This window comes from Zestomonas insulae (assembly GCF_016901015.1).
GTDB lineage: Bacteria > Pseudomonadota > Gammaproteobacteria > Pseudomonadales > Pseudomonadaceae > Aquipseudomonas > Aquipseudomonas insulae.
In genome coordinates this window covers 269,045-287,359 of the sequence record NZ_JAFEUP010000005.1, presented here as the reverse complement: position 1 = coordinate 287,359, position 18,315 = coordinate 269,045, and the positions used below count along the sequence as shown (strand labels likewise).

Here is an 18,315-nt window from a genome sequence, read left to right as displayed (position 1 = left end):
GGCAGGATGGGTTGAGCGCAGCGCTACCCATCGATGCGATGGGTAGCGTCGCTGCGCTCAACCCATCCTACGGCCCGCTTCCCCCACAACGCACAAGGCCCCGCGATTGCGGGGCCTTGTGCGTTTCACGCGTGGACGCTTAGTGCGCCGGCACCAGGTGCAGGGTGCCCTTGGTGTTGGCCTTCACGTCCTCGTCGGTGTAGTGCTGCGGCAGGTACTGGCCCTGGATGTAGGCCTCGGCCTGGTCCTGGTAGTGCGCGTCGAACGGCACGCCGCTCTGCCCGACCGGGTTGATGCCGAGGCTGTGGCTGGCGTCGGCGAGGTCGATCAGGCGTCGCGTCGACGGTCCGTAGATCACCTGCCAGGGCGCCGGGCCGACGCGGTGCGACAGGTTGTTCGGCACCTCGTGACCACCCGGTGCGGCGAACGGGCCGACGTTGAACAGCTTGTCGAGTGGCTTCTGCTGGCCCAGCGGGTGGCCGTGGGTCAGGCTGTGTGCGCTGCTCCACTGCCACTGCGCCGGGTCGTTGCCGAGGGTCTTGTGCAAGTGCGCGAGGCTGGCCTGCCAGGCCTTCTTCACCGTCTCGGCGCGGCCTTCCTTGGCCGGCGTGCTGCGGTCGTCCCACCACGGCGAGGCGGCATTGGCGGCCAGGCGCGGCAGCAGGGTGTCGAGCACGCGGGTGTACAGCAGGTTGTCGAAGAACTGCTCGCCCAGCTCGTCGCGGGTCGCCGCATTGGCCAGCTCGTAGGTCAGCTGGTTGAACAGCGTGGCCGCCGTCGAGTCGAGTTGGTGGTCACCGTCCCAGCTGGCCAGCTGTTCGACCAGCGCGCGCTCGGCGTCGTCCGCCGCGGCCGCGCGCAGGTCGGCGAGCAGCGGCTGGAGCAGGCGCTGCGGGTAGCCGGTGGCGGTTTCCAGCTGCAGCGCCTGGCTGTTCTGCAGGTCCCACTTCACGTCCGGCTGCGCCAGCCGGTCGTTGAGGCGCTGACCGCGGTCGGCGAGGTTGTAGTAGCCGGGGATCGCCACGCCGGTCGGCGACAGCGGCTGGTAGTTGGCCGAGACGATGTAGCCGCGCGCCGGGTTCTCCTCGTGCGGGTTGGCCGAGAACGGCAGGAAGCCGGGCTTGTCCGCCTCGTGGCTGCTGCCGTCGAGGATGAAGCTCGGGTTTACCCCGGCCGGGCGCTGCGGCAGCTTGGCCGCGGCCCACCAGCCGATGTCGCCGCTGGCGTTGGCCCAGATCACGTTGAGGCCCGGTGCGTGGATCTTCGCCGTGGCGGCGCGGGCCTTGTCCAGGGTGTCGGCTCGGTTCAGTTGATAGAAGGCGTCGAGGATCGGGTTCTCGGTCTCGAGGAACGCCCACCACATGGCGATCGGCGTCTTGCCGGCGCTGGCACCGAGCGCATCGTTGATGATCGGCCCGTGCGGCGAGCGGCGCAGGGTCAGCTTGACCGGTTCGCCGTCCTTGACCTGGATGGTCTCCTCGCGGCTCTGCAGCTCGACCCACTGGCCATTGATCTGCACCTGGTTGGGGTTGTCCGGGTTGACCTTCTCGGCGATCAGGTCCAGATCGTCGTTCTGGAACATGGTCAGGCTCCAGGCGAACCGCGGGTTGTGGCCCAGCGAGGCGTAGGGATTCAGCGCCTGGTGGTGGCCGTACAGCTCGAAGCCCGGCGCGCTCAGCTGCGCCTCGTACCACACCGCCGGCACGGCGAAGCGGATGTGCGGGTCGCCGGCGAGCAGCGGCTTGCCGCTCTTGGTGTGGCTGCCGGCCACCGCCCAGGCGTTGCTGCCCTCGAACTGCGGCAGGCCGGCGTCGACCAGCGCCTGCTGGCTGAGGCTGGCCAGCTTGTTGAGGTCCTGCCAGTCGCTGGCGGCCAGCGCCGGTGCGCCGATCACCCCGTCCGGGTGCCAGTCGAGGTCGAAGTCCTTCAGGTAGTCGGCGCCGAGCTGGTCGCGGATGTAGGTCAGCACCGGCTCGGTGCGGAACGCCGCGGCGAAACTGTAGGCCATGTAGCCGGCGACGCTGACGGTGTCCTCGACGGTGAACGGGCGCTTGTGGATGCCCAGCAGGTCGAACTCGACCGGGGCCGGGCGGTTGTCCTGGAACTGGTTGATGCCGTCGAGGTAGGCCTGCAGCGCCTGCATGGCCGGCGACTGCGGGTCGAGGGTCTGGCTGAAGCGGTCGGCGTGCTCGCGGATGCCCAGGGTGCGGAACAGCCGGTCGGTGTCGACCAGCTTGGCGCCGAGCACTTCGGCCAGCTCGCCGCGCGCCAGGCGGCGCAGCATCTCCATCTGGAACAGGCGGTCCTGGGCGTGCACGTAGCCGAGCGCGCGGTACATGTCGGCCTCGTTCTGCGCCTGGATGTGCGGTACGCCGCGCTCGTCGTAGCGCACGCTGACCGGCGCCTGCAGGTGGGCGAGGGCCAGTTCGCCGCTGCGTTGCGGCTGCTTGCTGTGCATGTACCAGGTGGCACCGGCGGCCACCGCGGCGACGGCGATGGCGAGGACGGTCAGGCTGCGTTTCATGGGGTGACAACTCCGTGTTTTCGTTCTTGTAGTGACCCGATTGTCCGCAGTCGTTCGCTGCTCGGCATTGACTGAACACCTCGTGGCTGCAAGTCTTCGGTCAATTAGCCCTGGAGTCCGCATGTCCCTGCCGCTCGATCCGCCCGCCAGCGACTCGCCGCTGACCCACTCGGCCACCCTGCGCCGCCTGCTTTACGAGGCGCTCGCCGATCTCGGCCTGGACCCCACCGAGATCTACCGGCGCGTCTACCAGCACCGCCGCGTCGCCGTGCCGACCACCGACAACCGCCTCGAACACGACAATGCGCCGCTGTTCTGGCAGGCCCTGCCGGAGATCACTGGCGACCGCGACATCGGCCTGCACCTCGGCGAAGTGATGAAGCCGCGCGTGCTCGACGTGGTCGGCTACCTGCTGCTGGCCAGCCGCGACCTGCGCGAGGCGGTGGAGAGCTTCGTGCGTTTCCAGCACATCATCTCCGGCGGCCTGGTCGCCCAACTGCAGGTGGACGGCGAGCAGGCGCGCCTGGTGATCGACCTCAACTACCTCGGCGTTGCTTCGCTGCGCCATCAGATGGAGTGCGTGGCGCTGCTGATCCGCAAGCTGATGGCGCTGGTCAGCGACGACGAGTTCCGCCTCAGCGGCGTGCATTTCCGCCACGCGCAGCCGCGCCAGCTGCGCGAACACCGCCGGCTGTTCGGCCTGCAGCCGCTGTTCGAGCAGGCGCACGACGCCCTGCTGTTTCCCGCCGCGCTGCTGCAGCGCCCGTCGCGCACCGCCAACCCCGAGCTGCACGCGCTGCTCAGTGAGCACGCCCAGCGTCAGCTCGACGGTCTGCAGGAGAACCAGTTGCTCAACCGCCTGCGCTACCTGCTCGGCGTGCGCCTGGGCGGCGGCGACTGCAGCCTGGCCGGCTGTGCGCGCGAACTGGGGGTGTCGGCGGCCGGTCTGCAACGTCAGCTGGCGGCGCAGGGCTGCAGCCTGAGACAGGTGCGGGAGGTGGTGCGGCGGGATCGGGCTACCGAGCTGCTGCGCGGCGGCGGGTCGATTCGCGAGGTGGCGCGGGCCTGCGGCTTCGCCGAGCTGTCGCCGTTCTATCGGGCGTTCCGCCGCTGGCACGGCGAGACCCCCGAGCAGCATCGCCAGCGCGTGCGCGCCGGGTGAAGCGGCCGCGCCCCAAGGCGGGCGCGGCGCAGCGGGTTACTCGACCAGCGGCACTTCGCGGGTGTTGGCCAGCAGGCTGATGGCGTCGAGCTGGTTCTCGATCTGCAGCCAGCGCAGCGAACGCTTCGGCGAGACTTCCTTGGCGACCCGTTCGACGTACTTCTCTTTGAGCTCCTGGCGGTCTTCCTGCAGGTCGAGCATCTGCTCCTGCAGTTTCTTCGCCGTGGCGTCGTCTACCGAGCCGCTGTTGTAGGCCTTGGCGTAGTCGAGCAGCAAGGCGATGGCGTCCTTGCTCAGCTTGTCGGCCTCGGTGCGGTAGCTGTTGTACACCGGCCAGAACGCTTCACCTTCCTTGGCGTCGAGACCCATCGCCGCTTCGACGATCTGCTTGCGCTTGTAGTCGATGTCGGCGATCTGGTTCTGGATCGAGGATTTGTACTCTTTCATGATCTGCTGGGTCGACGCGGCATCGCCGGCGACGGCGCACAGTGGCGCGGCAGCGCCGAGCAGCAGGGCGAGGGTGGCAGCTTTGAACATAGCGACTCCTTGAGGCTGGCCGGATCCGTCGTTGGACCCAGCGAGGAGTCTAGACCGCTTTGTGCAGGCTGCCGGGCGAGCCGCGCCGGCGCTTAGTCGGGTTGCGCCCAGGCGCAGAAGCAGCCGACCGCCAGAGTGTTGCTGGCGTTGACCGTACGGCCGGCGGCCAGCGCTTCGAGGATCGGCTCGATGAAGCTGTTGCTCGAGGTGCAGCTGGCGCCTTCGCTGTAGGGGCCGAAGTAGGCCAGGCGGCCTTGCGCGTCCCAGATGCCCACCGCCGGGCTGGCCGGCAGCTGCGCACTGCCGGGCAGCGCCGGCAGCGCTTCTATGGCGCTCAGGGTCGGCGGTAGCTGGCCGTGGCTGCCGGGCTTTTGCAGCGCATAGAACTTCACCCCCTGCGGCGCGAAGCGCGCCAGCAGCTCGGCGAGGTGCTGCTGGTTGCCGACGTTGCACGGGCAGGCCGGGTCCCAGAAATGCACCACGCGGATCGGCCCGGCGCCGCGCAGCGCGGCCGGCAGCTGCAGCTGGGTGCCGTCGAACAGCTGGGTCTGGGCGGCGAACGGGCGCAGGTAGCGGCCCTCGTACCAGCGCACGGCGGCGAGCGCGGCGGCCAGGCCGAGCAGCAGCAACAGGCCGGCGAGCAGGGTCTTGCGACGGGACGGGGACATGGCGGATCGGTCGGCAGCGGGGCGCATAGCTTGCCATGCCGCGCCGCGCAGCTGAATATCGGCAGCCGCCCGTCAGTCAGTCCCTTCAGCGATGTCCGAGTCCATGCCCGAGCGTTTCCAGCCCGATCTGTTGCGCGCCCACCTGCGCCCGCTGGCCGAAGCCGCCGCCGAAGCACCGCAGCTGGCCGCCTACCGCGCCTTCTACGGCCTTGAGTTCGCCGGCGTGCACGGCCGCATGGGGGTGTTTCCGGCGGCCGGCTTCCAGATCGTCGCCCAGGCCTGGTGGCCGGCGCAGCCGCGCGGCACGCTGCTGCTGCAGCATGGCTACTACGACCACGTCGGCCTGTACCGCCACCTGATCGCCTGGGCGCTCGCGCAGGGCTTCGCGGTGCTCGCCTGCGACCTGCCGGGCCACGGCCTGTCCAGCGGCGAGCGGGCCAGCATCGGTGACTTCGCCGACTACCAGGCGGTGCTCCACTGCCTGTTCGGCGAGGCCGCGGCGCTCGGCCTGCCGACCCCCTGGCACCTGTGCGGGCAGAGCACCGGCGGGGCGATCCTCATCGACTACCTGCTGCGCGGCACGGTGCGCGCGGAGATCGGCGAGACGCTGCTGCTGGCGCCGCTGGTGCGGCCGCGCGCCTGGGCCTGGTCGAAACTCAGCTACCGCCTGCTGCAGCCGTTCGTCAGCAGCATTCCGCGGCGCTTCAGCGAGAATTCCAACGATCCGGCGTTCCTCGCCTTCCTGCAGCGCGACCCGCTGCAGCCACTGGTGCTGCCGACCGCCTGGGTCGGCGCGCTGGCGCGTTGGGTGCCGGCCATCGAGGCGGCGCCGCCGAGCGCGCGGCGGCCGCTGATCGTGCAGGGTGATGCGGACATGACGGTGGACTGGCGGCACAACCTCGGCGTGCTCGGCGCCAAGTTCGCCGGCACCGAGACGCTGATGCTGCCTGGCGCGCGCCATCACCTGGCGAATGAAAGCGCTGCGCTGCGCCAGCGCTACCTGGACTTCTTCAGCGCCCGGCTGGCCTAAACGGCGCTCAGATGCTCGGCTGCGCCGGGGCCAGGTTGCTGCTGCTCTGGCCGACCGCCAGGCCGGCGCGCACGGCGGCTAGCGCCGCCTGGTAGTAGGCCTTACCGTCGGCCGACTCGGCGAAGCTGGCGAACTCCTCCAGTTCCGGATCGGACAGCTCGCGGTAGACATACAGCAGGGTGTTGTCGAGGTCGCCGCCGATCTGCTGCATCAGCCGCTCGCGCTGGCTGTTGAGCATGCCCTGCGCCTGGTCGCCGCCGAGCAGGCCGGGAATCATCTGGCTGAGGCTGTCGGCGGCCACCCCGGCCAGCGCCAGGCTCACCTCGGCGCCGGCTTCGCGGGCCGGCAGCGCTTGCGCCAGGTGGTTGATCAGCAGGCGGCGGGTGGCGTCGGCCTGGGTGCGCGGCAGGCCATTGGCGTTCTTCAGCAGCTCCTCGCGGCTGGTCGCCTTGACCTCGGCGGCGATGACCTTGCGGCCCAGCGGCGACTGGAAGAACTGCAGCGCCGGCTGCGGGTTGGCCAGTTGGCGCAGCGCAGCCTGGGCGCGCTGGTCCATGGCCTGGGCGGCGAAGCGCTGGTTACTGTTGTCGACCAGCGCCTGGTACACCGCCGGCGGCAGGCTGGCGCGGTAGCGCTGCTGGGCTGCCTGCAGAGCCGCGCTGAAATGCGCGCGCTGCTCCGGCCAGCCCGCCGCCTGGTACAGCTGGGAATGGTCGTCGGCCCGACCGGGCAGGCTGAGAAGCAGCAACACACAAGCGATAAGGGCGCGCATAAGGACTCCTGTCAGGCAGGCGGCTATTTTTGCGGCGTCGCGGCGGCTTGTCGAGGAGCGCGTCGGCCGCTGGTAGAATCGCCGGCATGTCCGCACTCGCCGATCCCACCCTGTTATCCCGCATTGTCGATGACCTCGCCCAGCAAGGCTGGTCGCGCCAGGCCGCGTTCCTGCCTGACGATCTGACCCGGCAACTGGCCGAAGAGTGCCGCCAGCGCGCGCAGCAGGGCGCCCTGACCCCGGCCGCGGTCGGTCGCGGCGGCAGCCAGCAGGTGCGCGAAGGGGTACGCGGTGACCGCATCCAGTGGCTGGAGGCGGGCCAGACGGCGGTCTGCGATCGCTATCTGGCGCTGATGGACGGGCTGCGCCAGGCGCTCAACGAGGGCCTGTACCTCGGCCTGGCGGATTTCGAGAGCCATTTCGCCTGCTACCCGCCGGGGGCGTTCTACCAGCGGCATGTCGATCGCTTCCGCGACGACGACCGTCGCGTGGTGTCGGCACTGGTCTACCTCAACGATGAGTGGCAGGCGGGCGACGGCGGCGCGCTGCGCCTGCACCTCGCCGACGGTGCGGCCGAGCGGGCGCTGGATATTCCGCCGCTGGGTGGCAGCCTGGTGCTGTTCCTCTCCGCCGAGCTACCCCACGAGGTGCTGCCGGCGAGCCGCGAGCGCCTGTCGCTGGCCGGCTGGTTCCGCCGCCGCGCGCTGTAGCTCAGAGCCTGTTCAAAGGCTTGCGAGCTAGAGCCAGGCAAGGCGCAACGACCAACGGGAGTAACAGCCGTAGGCTGGCCCGAAGGGTGAGCGCCAGCGAGTAAATCGGGCGAAGACGCGCACTTTACGAGCTGTAAATGAGCATCTGAGCCCGACTGCAACGCAGCATGGCCGACGCGCAGCAGCCTTGGGGCGGGCTCTCAGTGCCCCCAGACCTTGATAGTGCCGCGCAGGTCGTTGATGTCGCGGATCGCCAGGGTGCCCAGCCGGCTTTCGCCGACGTACATGTCGCCCTGCAGGCGCACGCGGATGCGCACGGGGTCGAGGCCGCCCTGCACCAGCTGCTGGTTGATCGTGGTCAGGTCGGGCAGGGTCAGTTGCAGCTGCTTCTGGCCATTGCCGGCGGTGACCACGTCGACCTGCAGGGTCGGCACGTTGATGCCGAGGAACGGCAGACTGAGGCCGAGCTGCGCCGGGCCGAAGGCGATCGCCGCCGGGCAGTCGCCGGGGCTGACGCAGCCGTTGTCGATCTTCACGTTGCGCAGCGAGACGCTGCCGCCATCGTCGTCCCAGCGCAACTGGCGGATCTGCGCCTGCAGGTCGACGCGAATGCTGATGCCGGCCTGGCCGCTAACCTCGCTGAGGGTCTGGTTGTCGAGGTCGAGCAGGGCGGCTTGGCCGGGGCCGGCGCACAGCAGGGCAAGGCCGGCGAGCAGGGGGCGGAGCTGGAGTATGCTGGGCATGACGGGCGTTTCCTTCGCGTCTTCGCGGGAGTGGGGCGCAGTCTGGGTCGCGCCGGGTGAGCTGGCCAGCGCCGGCCCGCGCTTCCCGTCGAAGGATGGGCCGCCCGCGCGGCGCAGCGGCGGCCCGTTGTGCGCCAATCGACAGCGACCCTACCTTCGGTGGGCGTGCCCGGCGGCAGACTGTTACGGCGGGTGACTCCGCCAGCATGAGGAAACGCGATGCAGAAGATCCTGGTCAGTCGCTGCCTGCTCGGCCATCCGGTGCGCTATGACGGAGGCGCGCACGGGCCGTTCGACCCGCTGAGCCTGTGGCAGGCGCAGGGGCGGGTGGTCGCGCTGTGTCCGGAAGTCGCCGGCGGCCTGTCGACGCCACGCCCGCCGGCGGAAATCCCCGGCGGCCAGGGCGCGGCGGTGCTCGATGGTCAGCAGCCGGTGCTTACCGTGGACGGCGCCGATGTCAGCGCGGCGTTCCTCGCCGGCGCCGAGCAGGCGCTGGCGCTGGTGCGTGCGCACGGCATCCGCATCGCCGTGCTCAAGGCGCGTAGCCCGTCGTGCGGCAATCGCGAGAACTACGACGGCAGCTTCAGCGGCCGCAAGGTCGCCGGCGAGGGGGTCACCGCCGCGCTGCTGCGCCGTGCCGGGGTCCGGGTATTCAACGAAGAGGAACTGGACGCCGCGCTTCAGGCGCTCGCCGCGCTGGACGCCGAAACAGCCTGAAACGCTCAAGCGCGCAGGTTTGCGGAACCGTAGCGGTGATCGCCGGTCTGTGCAGGATCAACCCTGCAAGGAGCACCACCATGTCGCGTCTTCTGTCTTCCCTGGGCCTGGCCGCCGCGCTGTTCGGCGCCGCCGCTGCGGTGCACGCCGAAACGCCGCGCACCGCCGCACCGAAGGAGGCTCAGGTGTACTTCATCGAGCCGGCCGACGGCGCGGTGGTCGGCCAGACCTTCACCGTCAAGTTCGGCCTCAAGGGCATGGGCGTGGCCCCGGCCGGCATCGACGCCCCGGCGACCGGTCACCACCACCTGCTGATCGACCTGACGGAAGCGCCGGCGATGAGCCTGCCGCTGCCGATGACCGACAAGATCCGCCACTTCGGCAAGGGCCAGACCGAGACCGAGCTGACCCTGCCGCCGGGCGAGCACACCCTGCAGCTGCTGGTCGGCGACAAGAACCACGTGCCGCTGGACCCGCCGGTGATTTCCAAGAAGATCACCGTCACGGTGAAATAAGCCGTAGGAGCAACCGCAGCAACGAAAAAGGGAGGCCGAAGCCTCCCTTTTTCATGCCCGCGTTGCGCTTAGAACAGCACGCGGCTGCGGATGGTGCCTTTGACGTGCTGAATCTTCTCCAGGGCCAGGTCGGAGTATTCGGCGTCGACGTCGATCACCACGTAGCCGACCTTGTCGTTGGTCTGCAGGTACTGGCCGGAGATGTTGATGCCGTTCTCGGCGAACACCTTGTTGATCTCGCTCATCACGCCCGGGATGTTCTCGTGGATGTGCAGCAGGCGGTGCTTGCCCGGGTGCGCCGGCAGGGCCACTTCGGGGAAGTTGACCGACGACACCGAGGTGCCGTTGTCGCTGTACTTGACCAGCTTCTCGGCGACTTCCAGGCCAATGTTGGCCTGTGCTTCGGCGGTCGAGCCACCGATGTGCGGGGTGAGGATCACGCGATCCAGGCCACGCAGCGGGCTTTCGAACTCTTCGTCGTTGGACTTCGGCTCGACCGGGAACACGTCGATCGCCGCGCCGATCAGGTGCTCGTCCTTGATCGCGTCGGCCAGGTGATCCAGCTCGACCACGGTGCCGCGCGCGGCGTTGATCAGGATGCCGCCCTTCTTCATCGCGCGGATTTCCTTCTCGCCGATCATCCACTGGGTGGACGGCAGCTCCGGCACGTGCAGCGAGACGATGTCGGCCATGCCGAGCAGCTCGTGCAGGTTGCCGACCTGGGTGGCGTTGCCCAGCGGCAGTTTGGTCACCACGTCGTAGAAGTACACCTGCATGCCAAGCGCTTCGGCGAGTACCGACAGCTGGGTGCCGATCGAGCCGTAGCCGACGATGCCGAGCTTCTTGCCGCGGATCTCGAAGGAGTTGGCCGCCGACTTGATCCAGCCGCCGCGGTGGCAGGAGGCGTTCTTCTCGGGGATGCCGCGCAGCAGCAGGATGGCTTCGGCGAGCACCAGCTCGGCCACCGAGCGGGTGTTCGAGTACGGCGCGTTGAACACCGCGATGCCGCGTTCGCGGGCGGCGTTGAGGTTGACCTGGTTGGTGCCGATGCAGAAGCAGCCGACCGCGATCAGCTTCTTCGCCGCGTCGAACACTTCCTCGGTCAGCTGGGTGCGCGAGCGGATGCCGATGAAGTGCACGTCGGCGATCTTTTCCTTCAGCTCGTCGTCGGACAGCGCGCCCTTGAGGTACTCGATATTGCTGTAGCCAGCGGCTTTCAGAGTGTCCACGGCGTTCTGGTGGACACCTTCCAGCAGAAGGAACTTGATCTTGCTCTTGTCGAGAGAGGTCTTGCTCATCGGAGTACCTGTGAATCCTGGAAGAAAAATCGGAGTGGGGCAGCGCTGCTGCGGGCCCCGCTAATCAGCGCCGGAGCACGATTCATGGGGGGCGTATGCTAGCATACGGACCCCGCGAAACACCCACCCCTGGCCGATGAAGCGTGCTCAGGGTGACCATGAATCGTTTGAGAGTTGCGCCGATGACCCACGCTGCCCAGATCGAAGTGCTGAAGACCCTGGTCGACCCCGGCAAGGTCCTGACCGATGCCGATTCCCTGAACGCCTACGGCAAGGATTGGACCAAGCATTTCGCCCCGGCGCCGCTGGCCATCGTGTTCCCCAAGACCACCGAGCAGGTGCAGGCCATCGTGCGCTGGGCCAATGAGCACGGCATCGCCCTGGTGCCGTCCGGCGGCCGCACCGGGCTGTCCGCCGCGGCGGTGGCGGCCAACGGCGAAGTGGTGGTGGCTTTCGACTACATGAACCAGATCCTCGCCTTCAACGAGTACGACCGCACCGCGGTGTGCCAGCCGGGCGTGGTGACCAAGCAGCTGCAGCTGTTCGCCGAGGACAAGGGCCTGTATTACCCGGTCGACTTCGCCTCCAGCGGTTCCAGCCAGCTGGGTGGTAACATCGGCACCAATGCCGGCGGGATCAAGGTGATTCGCTACGGCATGACCCGTAACTGGGTGGCCGGCCTGAAAGTGGTCACCGGCACCGGCGAGCTGCTCGAGCTGAACCGCGACCTGATCAAGAACGCCACCGGCTACGACCTGCGCCAGCTGTTTATCGGCGCCGAGGGGACGCTAGGGTTTGTGGTCGAAGCGACCATGCGCCTCGAGCGCGCGCCGAAGAACCTCACCGCGATGGTCCTTGGTACCGCGGACTTCGACTCGATCATGCCGGTGCTGCATGCCTTCCAGAACAAGCTCGACCTGACCGCCTTCGAGTTCTTCTCCGACAAGGCACTGGCCAAGATCATGGCGCGCGGTGACGTGCCGCCGGCGTTCGACACCGACTGCCCGTTCTACGCGCTGCTGGAGTTCGAGGCGACCACCGAGGAAGTTGCCAACGAGGCGCTGGCGACCTTCGAGCACTGCGTCGAGCAGGGCTGGGTGCTGGACGGCGTGATGAGCCAGAGCCAGCAGCAGCTGGAAAACCTGTGGAAGCTGCGCGAGTACATCTCCGAGACCATCAGCCACTGGACGCCGTACAAGAACGACATCTCGGTGACTGTCGGCCAGGTGCCGGCGTTCCTCCACGACATCGATGCGATCGTCGCGGCCAACTACCCGGACTTCGAAGTGATCTGGTTCGGCCACATCGGCGACGGCAACCTGCACCTGAACATCCTCAAGCCGGAGAACCTGTCCAAGGACGAGTTCTTCGCCAAGTGCGCGATCGTCAACAAGTGGGTGTTCGAGACCGTGCAGAAGTACAACGGCTCGATCAGTGCCGAGCACGGTGTCGGCATGACCAAGCGCGATTACCTGCACTACAGCCGCTCGGAAGCCGAGATCGGCTACATGAAGGCGATCAAGGCGGTGTTCGATCCCAACGGCATCATGAACCCCGGCAAGATCTTCCCGGTCTGAATCCACCCGATTGGGGTTATCCCCAATATCAACCCGGGGCGGGCTCCGCTACTGTTGGCGTCCGCCCTTCAGGAGTCGCCCCATGAGTTACCAGCACCGCTACGTCGACGGCACGCCGATCCACTTCCCGCTGGGCAAGGTGGTCTGCGTCGGCCGCAATTACGCCGAACATGCGCGCGAGCTGAACAACCCGGTGCCGACCGAGCCGCTGCTGTTCATCAAGCCGGGCAGCTGCACGGTGCCGATGGACGGCGGCTTCGCCATTCCCCACGACCGCGGCGCGGTGCACTTCGAGGCGGAGATCGCCGTGCTGATCGGCAAGCCGCTGTCGCGCCAGCCGAGCGTCGAGGAAGTGCGTGACGCCATCTCCGGCTTCGCCCCGTCGCTCGACCTGACCCTGCGCGACGTGCAGGACGGCCTCAAGGCCAAGGGCTGGCCGTGGGAAGTGTCGAAGTGCTTCGACGGCGCCTACGTGCTGGCGCCGTTCGTGCCGGGCGATGCCTTTGAGGACCTCACCGACATCGGCATTCGCCTGACCATCAACGGCGAAGTGCGTCAGGACGGCAACAGTCGCGACATGCTCAACCCGATCATTCCGGTGATCCAGCACATCGCCGGACACTTCAGCCTGCAGCCCGGCGACGTGATTTCCACCGGCACCCCGGTCGGCGTCGGCCCGTTGCGCAAAGACGACGAATTGTTGCTGGAACTGGTTGGCCACTCGCAGGTTAGTGGCCAAGTGCTGTAAGTTCACTGCAGGCGGCGCACCGATGCGCCGCCCGGTGTTCTTTTCAGGGATGAGGCAAGGGAACTGTCATTTGTGACGGCTAGTCTGACCGTCTTCACTGTCCCGTGGTCTGCCATGTCCCTATCCTTCCTGCCCCGCCCACGCTGGTTGCTGGCCTTGCTTCTGCTGCTGGTGGTGGCCATCTTCGCCAAGAGTTGGCACCTCGATGACCGCGCCTGGTTCTGGCTCAAGGAAAGTGGCGTGGCCCAGGCCGAGCGCGATGCGAGCATCTGGCTGCCGAACTATCAGGCGGTGATCCAGGCCAAGCCGCTGGCCGGCCTGGATGACGACGAGCCCTCCGACCTCACTTACAACCCGCAGACCCGCACGCTGTTCACCGTCACCGGCATGGACCCGCAGCTGGTCGAGCTGAGTCTCGATGGCGAGGTGCTGCGCAACATCCCGCTGCACGGCTTCAGCAATCCGGAAGGGGTGGCGGTGATGGCCGACGGCAACATGGCGATCACCGACGAGCGGCGGCGCACCCTGTCGCTGTTCAAGCTCAGCCCGCTGACCCTCGAGCTGAATGCCCCGGACACCCGCGAGTTCGACCTCGGTCCGTCCGCCTCGGGCAACAAGGGCTTCGAAGGCATCGCCTGGGACCCGGCCCAGCAGCGCCTGCTGCTCGGCAACGAGCGTTCGCCACTGGCGCTGTACAGCTGGCACAGCGACGGCAGCGCCGAGCTGGCCGGCACCATGCAGGCCCTGCCCAGCGACCAGCTGTACATGCGCAACCTCTCCGCGCTCAGCGTCGACCCGCGCACCGGGCATACCCTTGTGCTCTCGGCGCAGTCCAACCTGCTGCTGGAGATCGACGAGCAAGGCGAGCCGGTCAGTTTCATCAGCCTGATCGGCGGCCTCAACGGCCTGGACGCGAAGATCCCGCGCGCCGAAGGCGTGGCCATCGACGAGCAGGGCACCATCTATATGGTCAGCGAGCCGAACCTGTTCTACGTGTTCCGCCCGGAAACCCCGGAGACCCCGGAGACCCCGGCGCTCGAGCGAATTCAGCCTGGTTTAAGCGGCAATTAAGCCTCAGTTCAGCTGCGCTGCCTAAGCTGATCCCGTCAACCACTGTTACGGGAACTCGCCGATGAAACGCCAATTGCTCACCCTGCTGCTCGTACCGCTGCTGTCCACCGCCGCCCTGGCCGCGAACGGCTACACCGGTCCCGGCAGCACCCCGCAGGTGACCACGGTCAGCGCTGCCCAGGCCGCCGCCGACGACACGCCGGTGGCGCTCACCGGGCAGATCGTCAAGCGCATCAAGGGCGACAAGTACGAATTCAAGGACGCCACCGGCAGCATTCAGGTCGAGATCGACGATGATGAGTGGCCGGCCAACAGCGTCTCGGAAACCGCCAAGGTGCGCCTGACCGGCGAAGTCGAGCACGAGCTGACGGGCCGCGAAATCGACGTTGACCGCCTCGAGCTGCTGCAGTAATCAATGGGGGTGGCCGGCGCCCGATTGCCGGCCTGGGGCCCGGGCGACCTGCGTGTCGGCCGGGCCGTCGTTGCTGCGGACCTGCCATGTCTTCATTCTTTGCTGCCCGAGTGCACCCCATGCCGTCATGGTTTACCTTCAAGCGTCTGCTCGCCGTGCTGGCCCTGGCGCTGGTAATGGTGCTGGCCGGGCTGGCCCATGAATTCCGCCTGTTCGAACGCGCCTGGTTTCCGATCCAGGAATGGCGGCATGCCGCGCAGTGGCGCGACAAGTCGCTGTGGCTGCCGGACTACCGGGTGGTGATCGACGCGCAGGCGATCGACGGGGTCAAGGACCTCTCCGCGCTGACCTACGACCCGCAGCGCAAGAGCCTGTTCACCGTCACCAACAAGAATTCGCAGATCATCGAGCTGTCACTGGACGGCCGGGTGCTGCGGCGCATCCCGCTGCAGGGCTTCGGCGACCCGGAAGCCATCGAGTACATCAGCCCCGGGGTGTACGTGATCACCGACGAGCGCGAGCAGCGCCTGATCAAGGTGCGCCTAGGCGAGGGCGAGGCGCCCTTGAGCAGTGAAGCGGCGCAGCAGCTGTCGCTGGGCATCGGCCTGAACGGCAACAAGGGCTTCGAAGGGCTGGCCTACGACGCGGTGGGCAAGCGCCTGTTCGTCGCCAAGGAGCGCGACCCGGTGCGCATCTACGAGGTGCGCGGCTTCCCGCACACCAACCCCGATCTGCCGTTCGCGGTGCACGTGGTCGACGACCCGGCGCGCGACGCCGGGCTGTTCGTCCGTGACCTGTCCAGCCTCGACTACGACGCGCATACCGGGCACCTGCTGGCGCTGTCCGACGAGTCGCGCCTGGTGCTCGAGCTGAACGCCGACGGCCGGCCGATCAGCAGCCTGTCGCTGCTGCGCGGCCAGCACGGCCTGAAGCGCTCGGTGCCGCAGGCCGAAGGCATCGCCAGCGACGACGACGGCAACCTCTACCTGATCAGCGAGCCGAACCTGTTCTACGTGTTCCGCAAGCAGGCCGACTGATCAGCTTTCGTCGACCAGCGTGGCGCCCGGCGCATTGTTGATCACCGACTGGATGCCGGCGGCGCAACTGGCGCTGTTGGCGTACTTCTCGCTGTGGCCGATGACTTGGCCGTTGGTGGCCTTGAGCACGAAGTAGGGCTGCCCGCCGCTGCCTTCCTTGGTTTCGAAGGCGCCTTCGCGGGTGGCGTTCTTGCGCACCGACTCAATGCCGTTGAGCGCGCCATCCTTGCCCTGGTACAGCTCGCTGGTGAGGATGATCTCGCCGTTGCCGGCGTGCAGGTTGAAGTGAAACTGGCCGTCTTTGGCCTTCTTCAGCAGGAATTTGCTGGCCATCGGTATTCTCCTGGCGTGGCGGGGGCGGTGCGCGTTCGCACCGTCCCGCTAACGCTAGCCAGTCGAATCCGCCGGCGCGGCGGCAGCCGATCAGCGGCGCAGGGTCTGCACGCCTTCGGCGGTGCCGAGCAGCAGCAGGTCGGCCGGGCGCGCGGCGAACAGGCCGTTGGTGACCACGCCGACGATGGCGTTGATCTGTGCTTCCAGTTGCGGCGGATTGACGATCGACAGGTTGTGCACGTCGAGAATGATGTTGCCGTTGTCGGTCAGCACGCCCTCGCGGTACACCGGGTCGCCGCCCAGTTTGACCAGCTGGCGGGCCACGTGGCTGCGCGCCATGGGGATCACTTCGACCGGCAGCGGGAAGGCGCCGAGCACCGACACCAGCTTGCTGCCGTCGGCGATGCAGATGAAGGTCTTGGCCACCGCGGCGACGATCTTCTCGCGGGTCAGTGCAGCGCCGCCGCCCTTGATCAGGTTGAGGTGCGCATCGCTCTCGTCGGCGCCGTCGATGTAGAACTCCAGCTCGCTCACCGTGTTCAGGTCGTAGACCGGGATGCCGTGGCCCTTGAGGCGCGCCGCGGTGGCTTCCGAGCTGGCCACCGCGCCGTCGAACTCGGCCTTGTGCTTGGCCAGCGCGTCGATGAAGAAGTTGGCGGTGGAACCGGTGCCGACGCCGATCACGCTCTTGCTGTCGAGGTGCGGGAGGATATGGTCGACGGCGGCCTGGGCGACGGCCTGCTTGAGCTGGTCCTGGTTCATGACGGAGTTCCGGGCGGGAAGGAGGAAGAGAGGCGCGAATTATAGCGGCGGATGCCGCGCCGAGGGCGGATTGCCAACCAACCGGCGTTTGCCTTGCGGTAGACTGCCGGCTCCCCGCCCGACCGTCAGCGATATCGCCATGCTTGAACAGTACGTGAAGAAGACCCTCACCTCGCGCGTCTATGACGTCGCGGCCGAGACCCCGCTGCAACCTGCCCGCCAGCTGTCCGAACGGCTGAACAACCAGATTCTGCTCAAGCGCGAGGATCTGCAGCCGGTCTACTCGTTCAAGATTCGCGGCGCCTACAACAAGCTGGCGCAGCTCAGCGCCGAGGAGCAGGCACGCGGCGTGGTCACCGCCTCGGCCGGCAACCATGCGCAGGGCGTGGCGCTGGCCGCCAAGCACCTGGGCATCAAGGCGACCATCGTCATGCCGCGCACCACCCCGGAGCTCAAGGTCCAGGGCGTGCGTTCGCGCGGCGGCAAGGTGGTGCTGCACGGCGACGCCTTCCCCGAGGCGCTGGCCTACTCGCTGAAGCTGGTCGAGGAAAAGGGCCTGGTGTACATCCACCCCTATGACGATCCGGACGTGATCGCCGGCCAGGGCACCGTGGCCATGGAGATCCTCTGGCAGCAGCCCAGCCAGCTCGACGCGATCTTCGTGCCGGTCGGCGGCGGCGGGCTGGTCGCCGGCATCGCCGCCTACGTCAAGTACCTGCGTCCGGAGATCAAGGTGATCGGCGTCGAGCCGGACGACTCCAACTGCCTGCAGGCGGCGATGGCCGCCGGCGAGCGCGTGGTGCTGCCGCAGGTCGGGCTGTTCGCCGACGGCGTGGCGGTGGCGCAGATCGGCCAGCACACCTTCGACATCTGCAAGGATTACGTCGACGAAGTGATCACCGTCAGCAGCGACGAGATCTGCGCGGCGATCAAGGACATCTACGACGACACCCGCTCGATCACCGAGCCGGCCGGCGCCCTGGCGGTGGCCGGGATCAAGAAGTACGTCGAGCGCGAAGGCGTCAGCGGCCAGGTGCTGGTCGGCATCGACTCCGGCGCCAACATCAACTTCGACCGCCTGCGCCATGTCGCCGAGCGCGCCGAACTGGGCGAGAAGCGCGAGGCGATCATCGCCGTGACCATCCCCGAGCAGCCGGGCAGCTTCAAGGCCTTCTGTGAAGCGATCGGCAAGCGGCAGATCACCGAGTTCAACTACCGCTACCACACCGACCGCGAGGCGCACATCTTCGTCGGCGTGCAGACCCACCCGGAGCTCGACCCGCGCGAGAAGCTGGTCGGCAGCCTGCGCGAGCAGGGCTTCCCGGTGCTCGACCTGACCGACAACGAGCTGGCCAAGCTGCACATCCGCCACACCGTCGGCGGGCATGCCGCGGCGGTGCCGGACGAGTGCGTGTTCCGTTTCGAGTTCCCCGAGCGGCCGGGTGCGCTGTTCAACTTCCTGACCAAGCTCGGCGGGCGCTGGAACATCACCATGTTCCACTACCGCAACCACGGCTCGGCCGACGGCCGGGTGCTCGCCGCCCTGCAGGTACCGGACGACGAGCGTCACCTGATCCCCGCGGCGCTGGCGGAAATCGGCTACCCGTACTGGGACGAGAGCGACAACCCGGCCTACAAGCTGTTCCTCGGCTGAGCCACGCCACGCGGCTCTGCTAGGCTGGGCGGAAAGCCTTACGGA

At 67.9% G+C, this 18,315-nt stretch carries 19 protein-coding genes; 11 read left to right on the top strand and 8 right to left on the bottom strand.

Features of this window, described 5'->3' with window-relative positions; all coding sequences use genetic code 11:
• Positions 1 to 139: 139 nt before the first annotated feature.
• Positions 140 to 2,524 carry a penicillin acylase family protein gene (locus JQX08_RS17210; RefSeq protein ID WP_205349641.1) on the bottom strand — a complete coding sequence of 795 codons (2,385 nt, stop codon included), beginning with the start codon at positions 2,522 to 2,524 and terminating at the stop codon, positions 140 to 142.
• A gap of 121 nt (positions 2,525 to 2,645) precedes the next feature.
• On the opposite strand from JQX08_RS17210, the gene JQX08_RS17205 reads away from it, so the two are divergent.
• Positions 2,646 to 3,686: an AraC family transcriptional regulator gene (locus JQX08_RS17205; RefSeq protein ID WP_205349640.1), complete on the top strand. Its 1,041-nt coding sequence runs from the start codon at positions 2,646 to 2,648 to the stop codon at positions 3,684 to 3,686.
• 36 nt (positions 3,687 to 3,722) lie between these two features.
• On the opposite strand, the gene JQX08_RS17200 is transcribed toward JQX08_RS17205, so the two are convergent.
• Both JQX08_RS17200 and JQX08_RS17195 read right to left on the bottom strand, forming a co-directional pair.
• On the bottom strand, positions 3,723 to 4,223 hold the full coding sequence (locus tag JQX08_RS17200) for a transcriptional regulator (protein WP_205349639.1): 501 nt from the start codon (positions 4,221 to 4,223) through the stop codon (positions 3,723 to 3,725).
• Between the two features lie 92 nt (positions 4,224 to 4,315).
• Positions 4,316 to 4,891, bottom strand: a complete 576-nt coding sequence (locus tag JQX08_RS17195; RefSeq protein WP_205349638.1) for a DUF6436 domain-containing protein — start codon at positions 4,889 to 4,891, stop codon at positions 4,316 to 4,318.
• A gap of 103 nt (positions 4,892 to 4,994) precedes the next feature.
• On the opposite strand from JQX08_RS17195, the gene bipL reads away from it, so the two are divergent.
• Positions 4,995 to 5,921: a phospholipase BipL gene (bipL, locus tag JQX08_RS17190; RefSeq protein WP_205349637.1), complete on the top strand. Its 927-nt coding sequence runs from the start codon at positions 4,995 to 4,997 to the stop codon at positions 5,919 to 5,921.
• Between the two features lie 7 nt (positions 5,922 to 5,928).
• Here bipL and JQX08_RS17185 read toward each other — a convergent pair whose 3' ends face one another.
• A complete protein-coding gene (locus JQX08_RS17185; RefSeq protein WP_205349636.1) occupies positions 5,929 to 6,693 on the bottom strand; it encodes a hypothetical protein in 765 nt (254 codons plus the stop codon).
• Positions 6,694 to 6,779: 86 nt separating this feature from the next.
• On the opposite strand from JQX08_RS17185, the gene JQX08_RS17180 reads away from it, so the two are divergent.
• On the top strand, positions 6,780 to 7,403 hold the full coding sequence (locus JQX08_RS17180) for a 2OG-Fe(II) oxygenase (RefSeq protein WP_205349635.1): 624 nt from the start codon (positions 6,780 to 6,782) through the stop codon (positions 7,401 to 7,403).
• Positions 7,404 to 7,603: 200 nt separating this feature from the next.
• On the opposite strand, the gene JQX08_RS17175 is transcribed toward JQX08_RS17180, so the two are convergent.
• Positions 7,604 to 8,146, bottom strand: coding sequence for a DUF6160 family protein (locus tag JQX08_RS17175; protein ID WP_205349634.1), 543 nt, complete (start codon positions 8,144 to 8,146; stop codon positions 7,604 to 7,606).
• 219 nt (positions 8,147 to 8,365) lie between these two features.
• Here JQX08_RS17175 and JQX08_RS17170 point away from each other — a divergent pair, with 219 nt between their 5' ends.
• Together JQX08_RS17170 and JQX08_RS17165 are read left to right on the top strand one after the other, a co-directional pair.
• Complete coding sequence (locus tag JQX08_RS17170; protein WP_205349633.1) at positions 8,366 to 8,863, top strand: 2-thiouracil desulfurase family protein; 498 nt, start codon at positions 8,366 to 8,368, stop codon at positions 8,861 to 8,863.
• Between the two features lie 80 nt (positions 8,864 to 8,943).
• A complete protein-coding gene (locus JQX08_RS17165; RefSeq protein WP_205349632.1) occupies positions 8,944 to 9,378 on the top strand; it encodes a DUF4399 domain-containing protein in 435 nt (144 codons plus the stop codon).
• 68 nt (positions 9,379 to 9,446) lie between these two features.
• Here JQX08_RS17165 and serA read toward each other — a convergent pair whose 3' ends face one another.
• Positions 9,447 to 10,676 carry a phosphoglycerate dehydrogenase gene (gene serA, locus JQX08_RS17160; protein ID WP_205349631.1) on the bottom strand — a complete coding sequence of 410 codons (1,230 nt, stop codon included), beginning with the start codon at positions 10,674 to 10,676 and terminating at the stop codon, positions 9,447 to 9,449.
• A 182-nt stretch (positions 10,677 to 10,858) separates the two neighbouring features.
• Between serA and JQX08_RS17155 the strand changes: the two genes are divergently transcribed.
• From JQX08_RS17155 to JQX08_RS17135, 5 genes are all read left to right on the top strand, one after another.
• On the top strand, positions 10,859 to 12,253 hold the full coding sequence (locus JQX08_RS17155; RefSeq protein WP_205349630.1) for an FAD-binding oxidoreductase: 1,395 nt from the start codon (positions 10,859 to 10,861) through the stop codon (positions 12,251 to 12,253).
• Between the two features lie 82 nt (positions 12,254 to 12,335).
• Complete coding sequence (locus tag JQX08_RS17150; RefSeq protein WP_205349629.1) at positions 12,336 to 13,001, top strand: fumarylacetoacetate hydrolase family protein; 666 nt, start codon at positions 12,336 to 12,338, stop codon at positions 12,999 to 13,001.
• A 114-nt stretch (positions 13,002 to 13,115) separates the two neighbouring features.
• Complete coding sequence (locus JQX08_RS17145) at positions 13,116 to 14,072, top strand: SdiA-regulated domain-containing protein (protein WP_205349628.1); 957 nt, start codon at positions 13,116 to 13,118, stop codon at positions 14,070 to 14,072.
• Between the two features lie 61 nt (positions 14,073 to 14,133).
• Positions 14,134 to 14,484, top strand: coding sequence for a NirD/YgiW/YdeI family stress tolerance protein (locus JQX08_RS17140; protein ID WP_205349627.1), 351 nt, complete (start codon positions 14,134 to 14,136; stop codon positions 14,482 to 14,484).
• Positions 14,485 to 14,603: 119 nt separating this feature from the next.
• Positions 14,604 to 15,521 (top strand): SdiA-regulated domain-containing protein, encoded by a 918-nt coding sequence (locus tag JQX08_RS17135; protein WP_205349626.1) that lies wholly within the window; start codon positions 14,604 to 14,606, stop codon positions 15,519 to 15,521.
• On the opposite strand, the gene JQX08_RS17130 is transcribed toward JQX08_RS17135, so the two are convergent.
• Both JQX08_RS17130 and rpiA read right to left on the bottom strand, forming a co-directional pair.
• On the bottom strand, positions 15,522 to 15,854 hold the full coding sequence (locus JQX08_RS17130; protein WP_205349625.1) for a YegP family protein: 333 nt from the start codon (positions 15,852 to 15,854) through the stop codon (positions 15,522 to 15,524).
• A 90-nt stretch (positions 15,855 to 15,944) separates the two neighbouring features.
• Complete coding sequence (gene rpiA, locus JQX08_RS17125) at positions 15,945 to 16,616, bottom strand: ribose-5-phosphate isomerase RpiA (protein WP_205349624.1); 672 nt, start codon at positions 16,614 to 16,616, stop codon at positions 15,945 to 15,947.
• A gap of 133 nt (positions 16,617 to 16,749) precedes the next feature.
• On the opposite strand from rpiA, the gene ilvA reads away from it, so the two are divergent.
• On the top strand, positions 16,750 to 18,270 hold the full coding sequence (gene ilvA / locus JQX08_RS17120) for a threonine ammonia-lyase, biosynthetic (protein ID WP_346727606.1): 1,521 nt from the start codon (positions 16,750 to 16,752) through the stop codon (positions 18,268 to 18,270).
• Positions 18,271 to 18,315: the final 45 nt, after the last annotated feature.

What these genes read in the sequence shown, in the direction of transcription:
- JQX08_RS17210 (WP_205349641.1), bottom strand. Translation starts at nt 2,524, where the DNA reads ATGAAACGCAGCCTGACCGTCCTCGCCATCGCCGTCGCCGCGGTGGCC.
- JQX08_RS17205 (WP_205349640.1), top strand. Translation starts at nt 2,646, where the DNA reads ATGTCCCTGCCGCTCGATCCGCCCGCCAGCGACTCGCCGCTGACCCAC.
- JQX08_RS17200 (WP_205349639.1), bottom strand. Translation starts at nt 4,223, where the DNA reads ATGTTCAAAGCTGCCACCCTCGCCCTGCTGCTCGGCGCTGCCGCGCCA.
- JQX08_RS17195 (WP_205349638.1), bottom strand. Translation starts at nt 4,891, where the DNA reads ATGTCCCCGTCCCGTCGCAAGACCCTGCTCGCCGGCCTGTTGCTGCTG.
- bipL (WP_205349637.1), top strand. Translation starts at nt 4,995, where the DNA reads ATGCCCGAGCGTTTCCAGCCCGATCTGTTGCGCGCCCACCTGCGCCCG.
- JQX08_RS17185 (WP_205349636.1), bottom strand. Translation starts at nt 6,693, where the DNA reads ATGCGCGCCCTTATCGCTTGTGTGTTGCTGCTTCTCAGCCTGCCCGGT.
- JQX08_RS17180 (WP_205349635.1), top strand. Translation starts at nt 6,780, where the DNA reads ATGTCCGCACTCGCCGATCCCACCCTGTTATCCCGCATTGTCGATGAC.
- JQX08_RS17175 (WP_205349634.1), bottom strand. Translation starts at nt 8,146, where the DNA reads ATGCCCAGCATACTCCAGCTCCGCCCCCTGCTCGCCGGCCTTGCCCTG.
- JQX08_RS17170 (WP_205349633.1), top strand. Translation starts at nt 8,366, where the DNA reads ATGCAGAAGATCCTGGTCAGTCGCTGCCTGCTCGGCCATCCGGTGCGC.
- JQX08_RS17165 (WP_205349632.1), top strand. Translation starts at nt 8,944, where the DNA reads ATGTCGCGTCTTCTGTCTTCCCTGGGCCTGGCCGCCGCGCTGTTCGGC.
- serA (WP_205349631.1), bottom strand. Translation starts at nt 10,676, where the DNA reads ATGAGCAAGACCTCTCTCGACAAGAGCAAGATCAAGTTCCTTCTGCTG.
- JQX08_RS17155 (WP_205349630.1), top strand. Translation starts at nt 10,859, where the DNA reads ATGACCCACGCTGCCCAGATCGAAGTGCTGAAGACCCTGGTCGACCCC.
- JQX08_RS17150 (WP_205349629.1), top strand. Translation starts at nt 12,336, where the DNA reads ATGAGTTACCAGCACCGCTACGTCGACGGCACGCCGATCCACTTCCCG.
- JQX08_RS17145 (WP_205349628.1), top strand. Translation starts at nt 13,116, where the DNA reads ATGTCCCTATCCTTCCTGCCCCGCCCACGCTGGTTGCTGGCCTTGCTT.
- JQX08_RS17140 (WP_205349627.1), top strand. Translation starts at nt 14,134, where the DNA reads ATGAAACGCCAATTGCTCACCCTGCTGCTCGTACCGCTGCTGTCCACC.
- JQX08_RS17135 (WP_205349626.1), top strand. Translation starts at nt 14,604, where the DNA reads ATGCCGTCATGGTTTACCTTCAAGCGTCTGCTCGCCGTGCTGGCCCTG.
- JQX08_RS17130 (WP_205349625.1), bottom strand. Translation starts at nt 15,854, where the DNA reads ATGGCCAGCAAATTCCTGCTGAAGAAGGCCAAAGACGGCCAGTTTCAC.
- rpiA (WP_205349624.1), bottom strand. Translation starts at nt 16,616, where the DNA reads ATGAACCAGGACCAGCTCAAGCAGGCCGTCGCCCAGGCCGCCGTCGAC.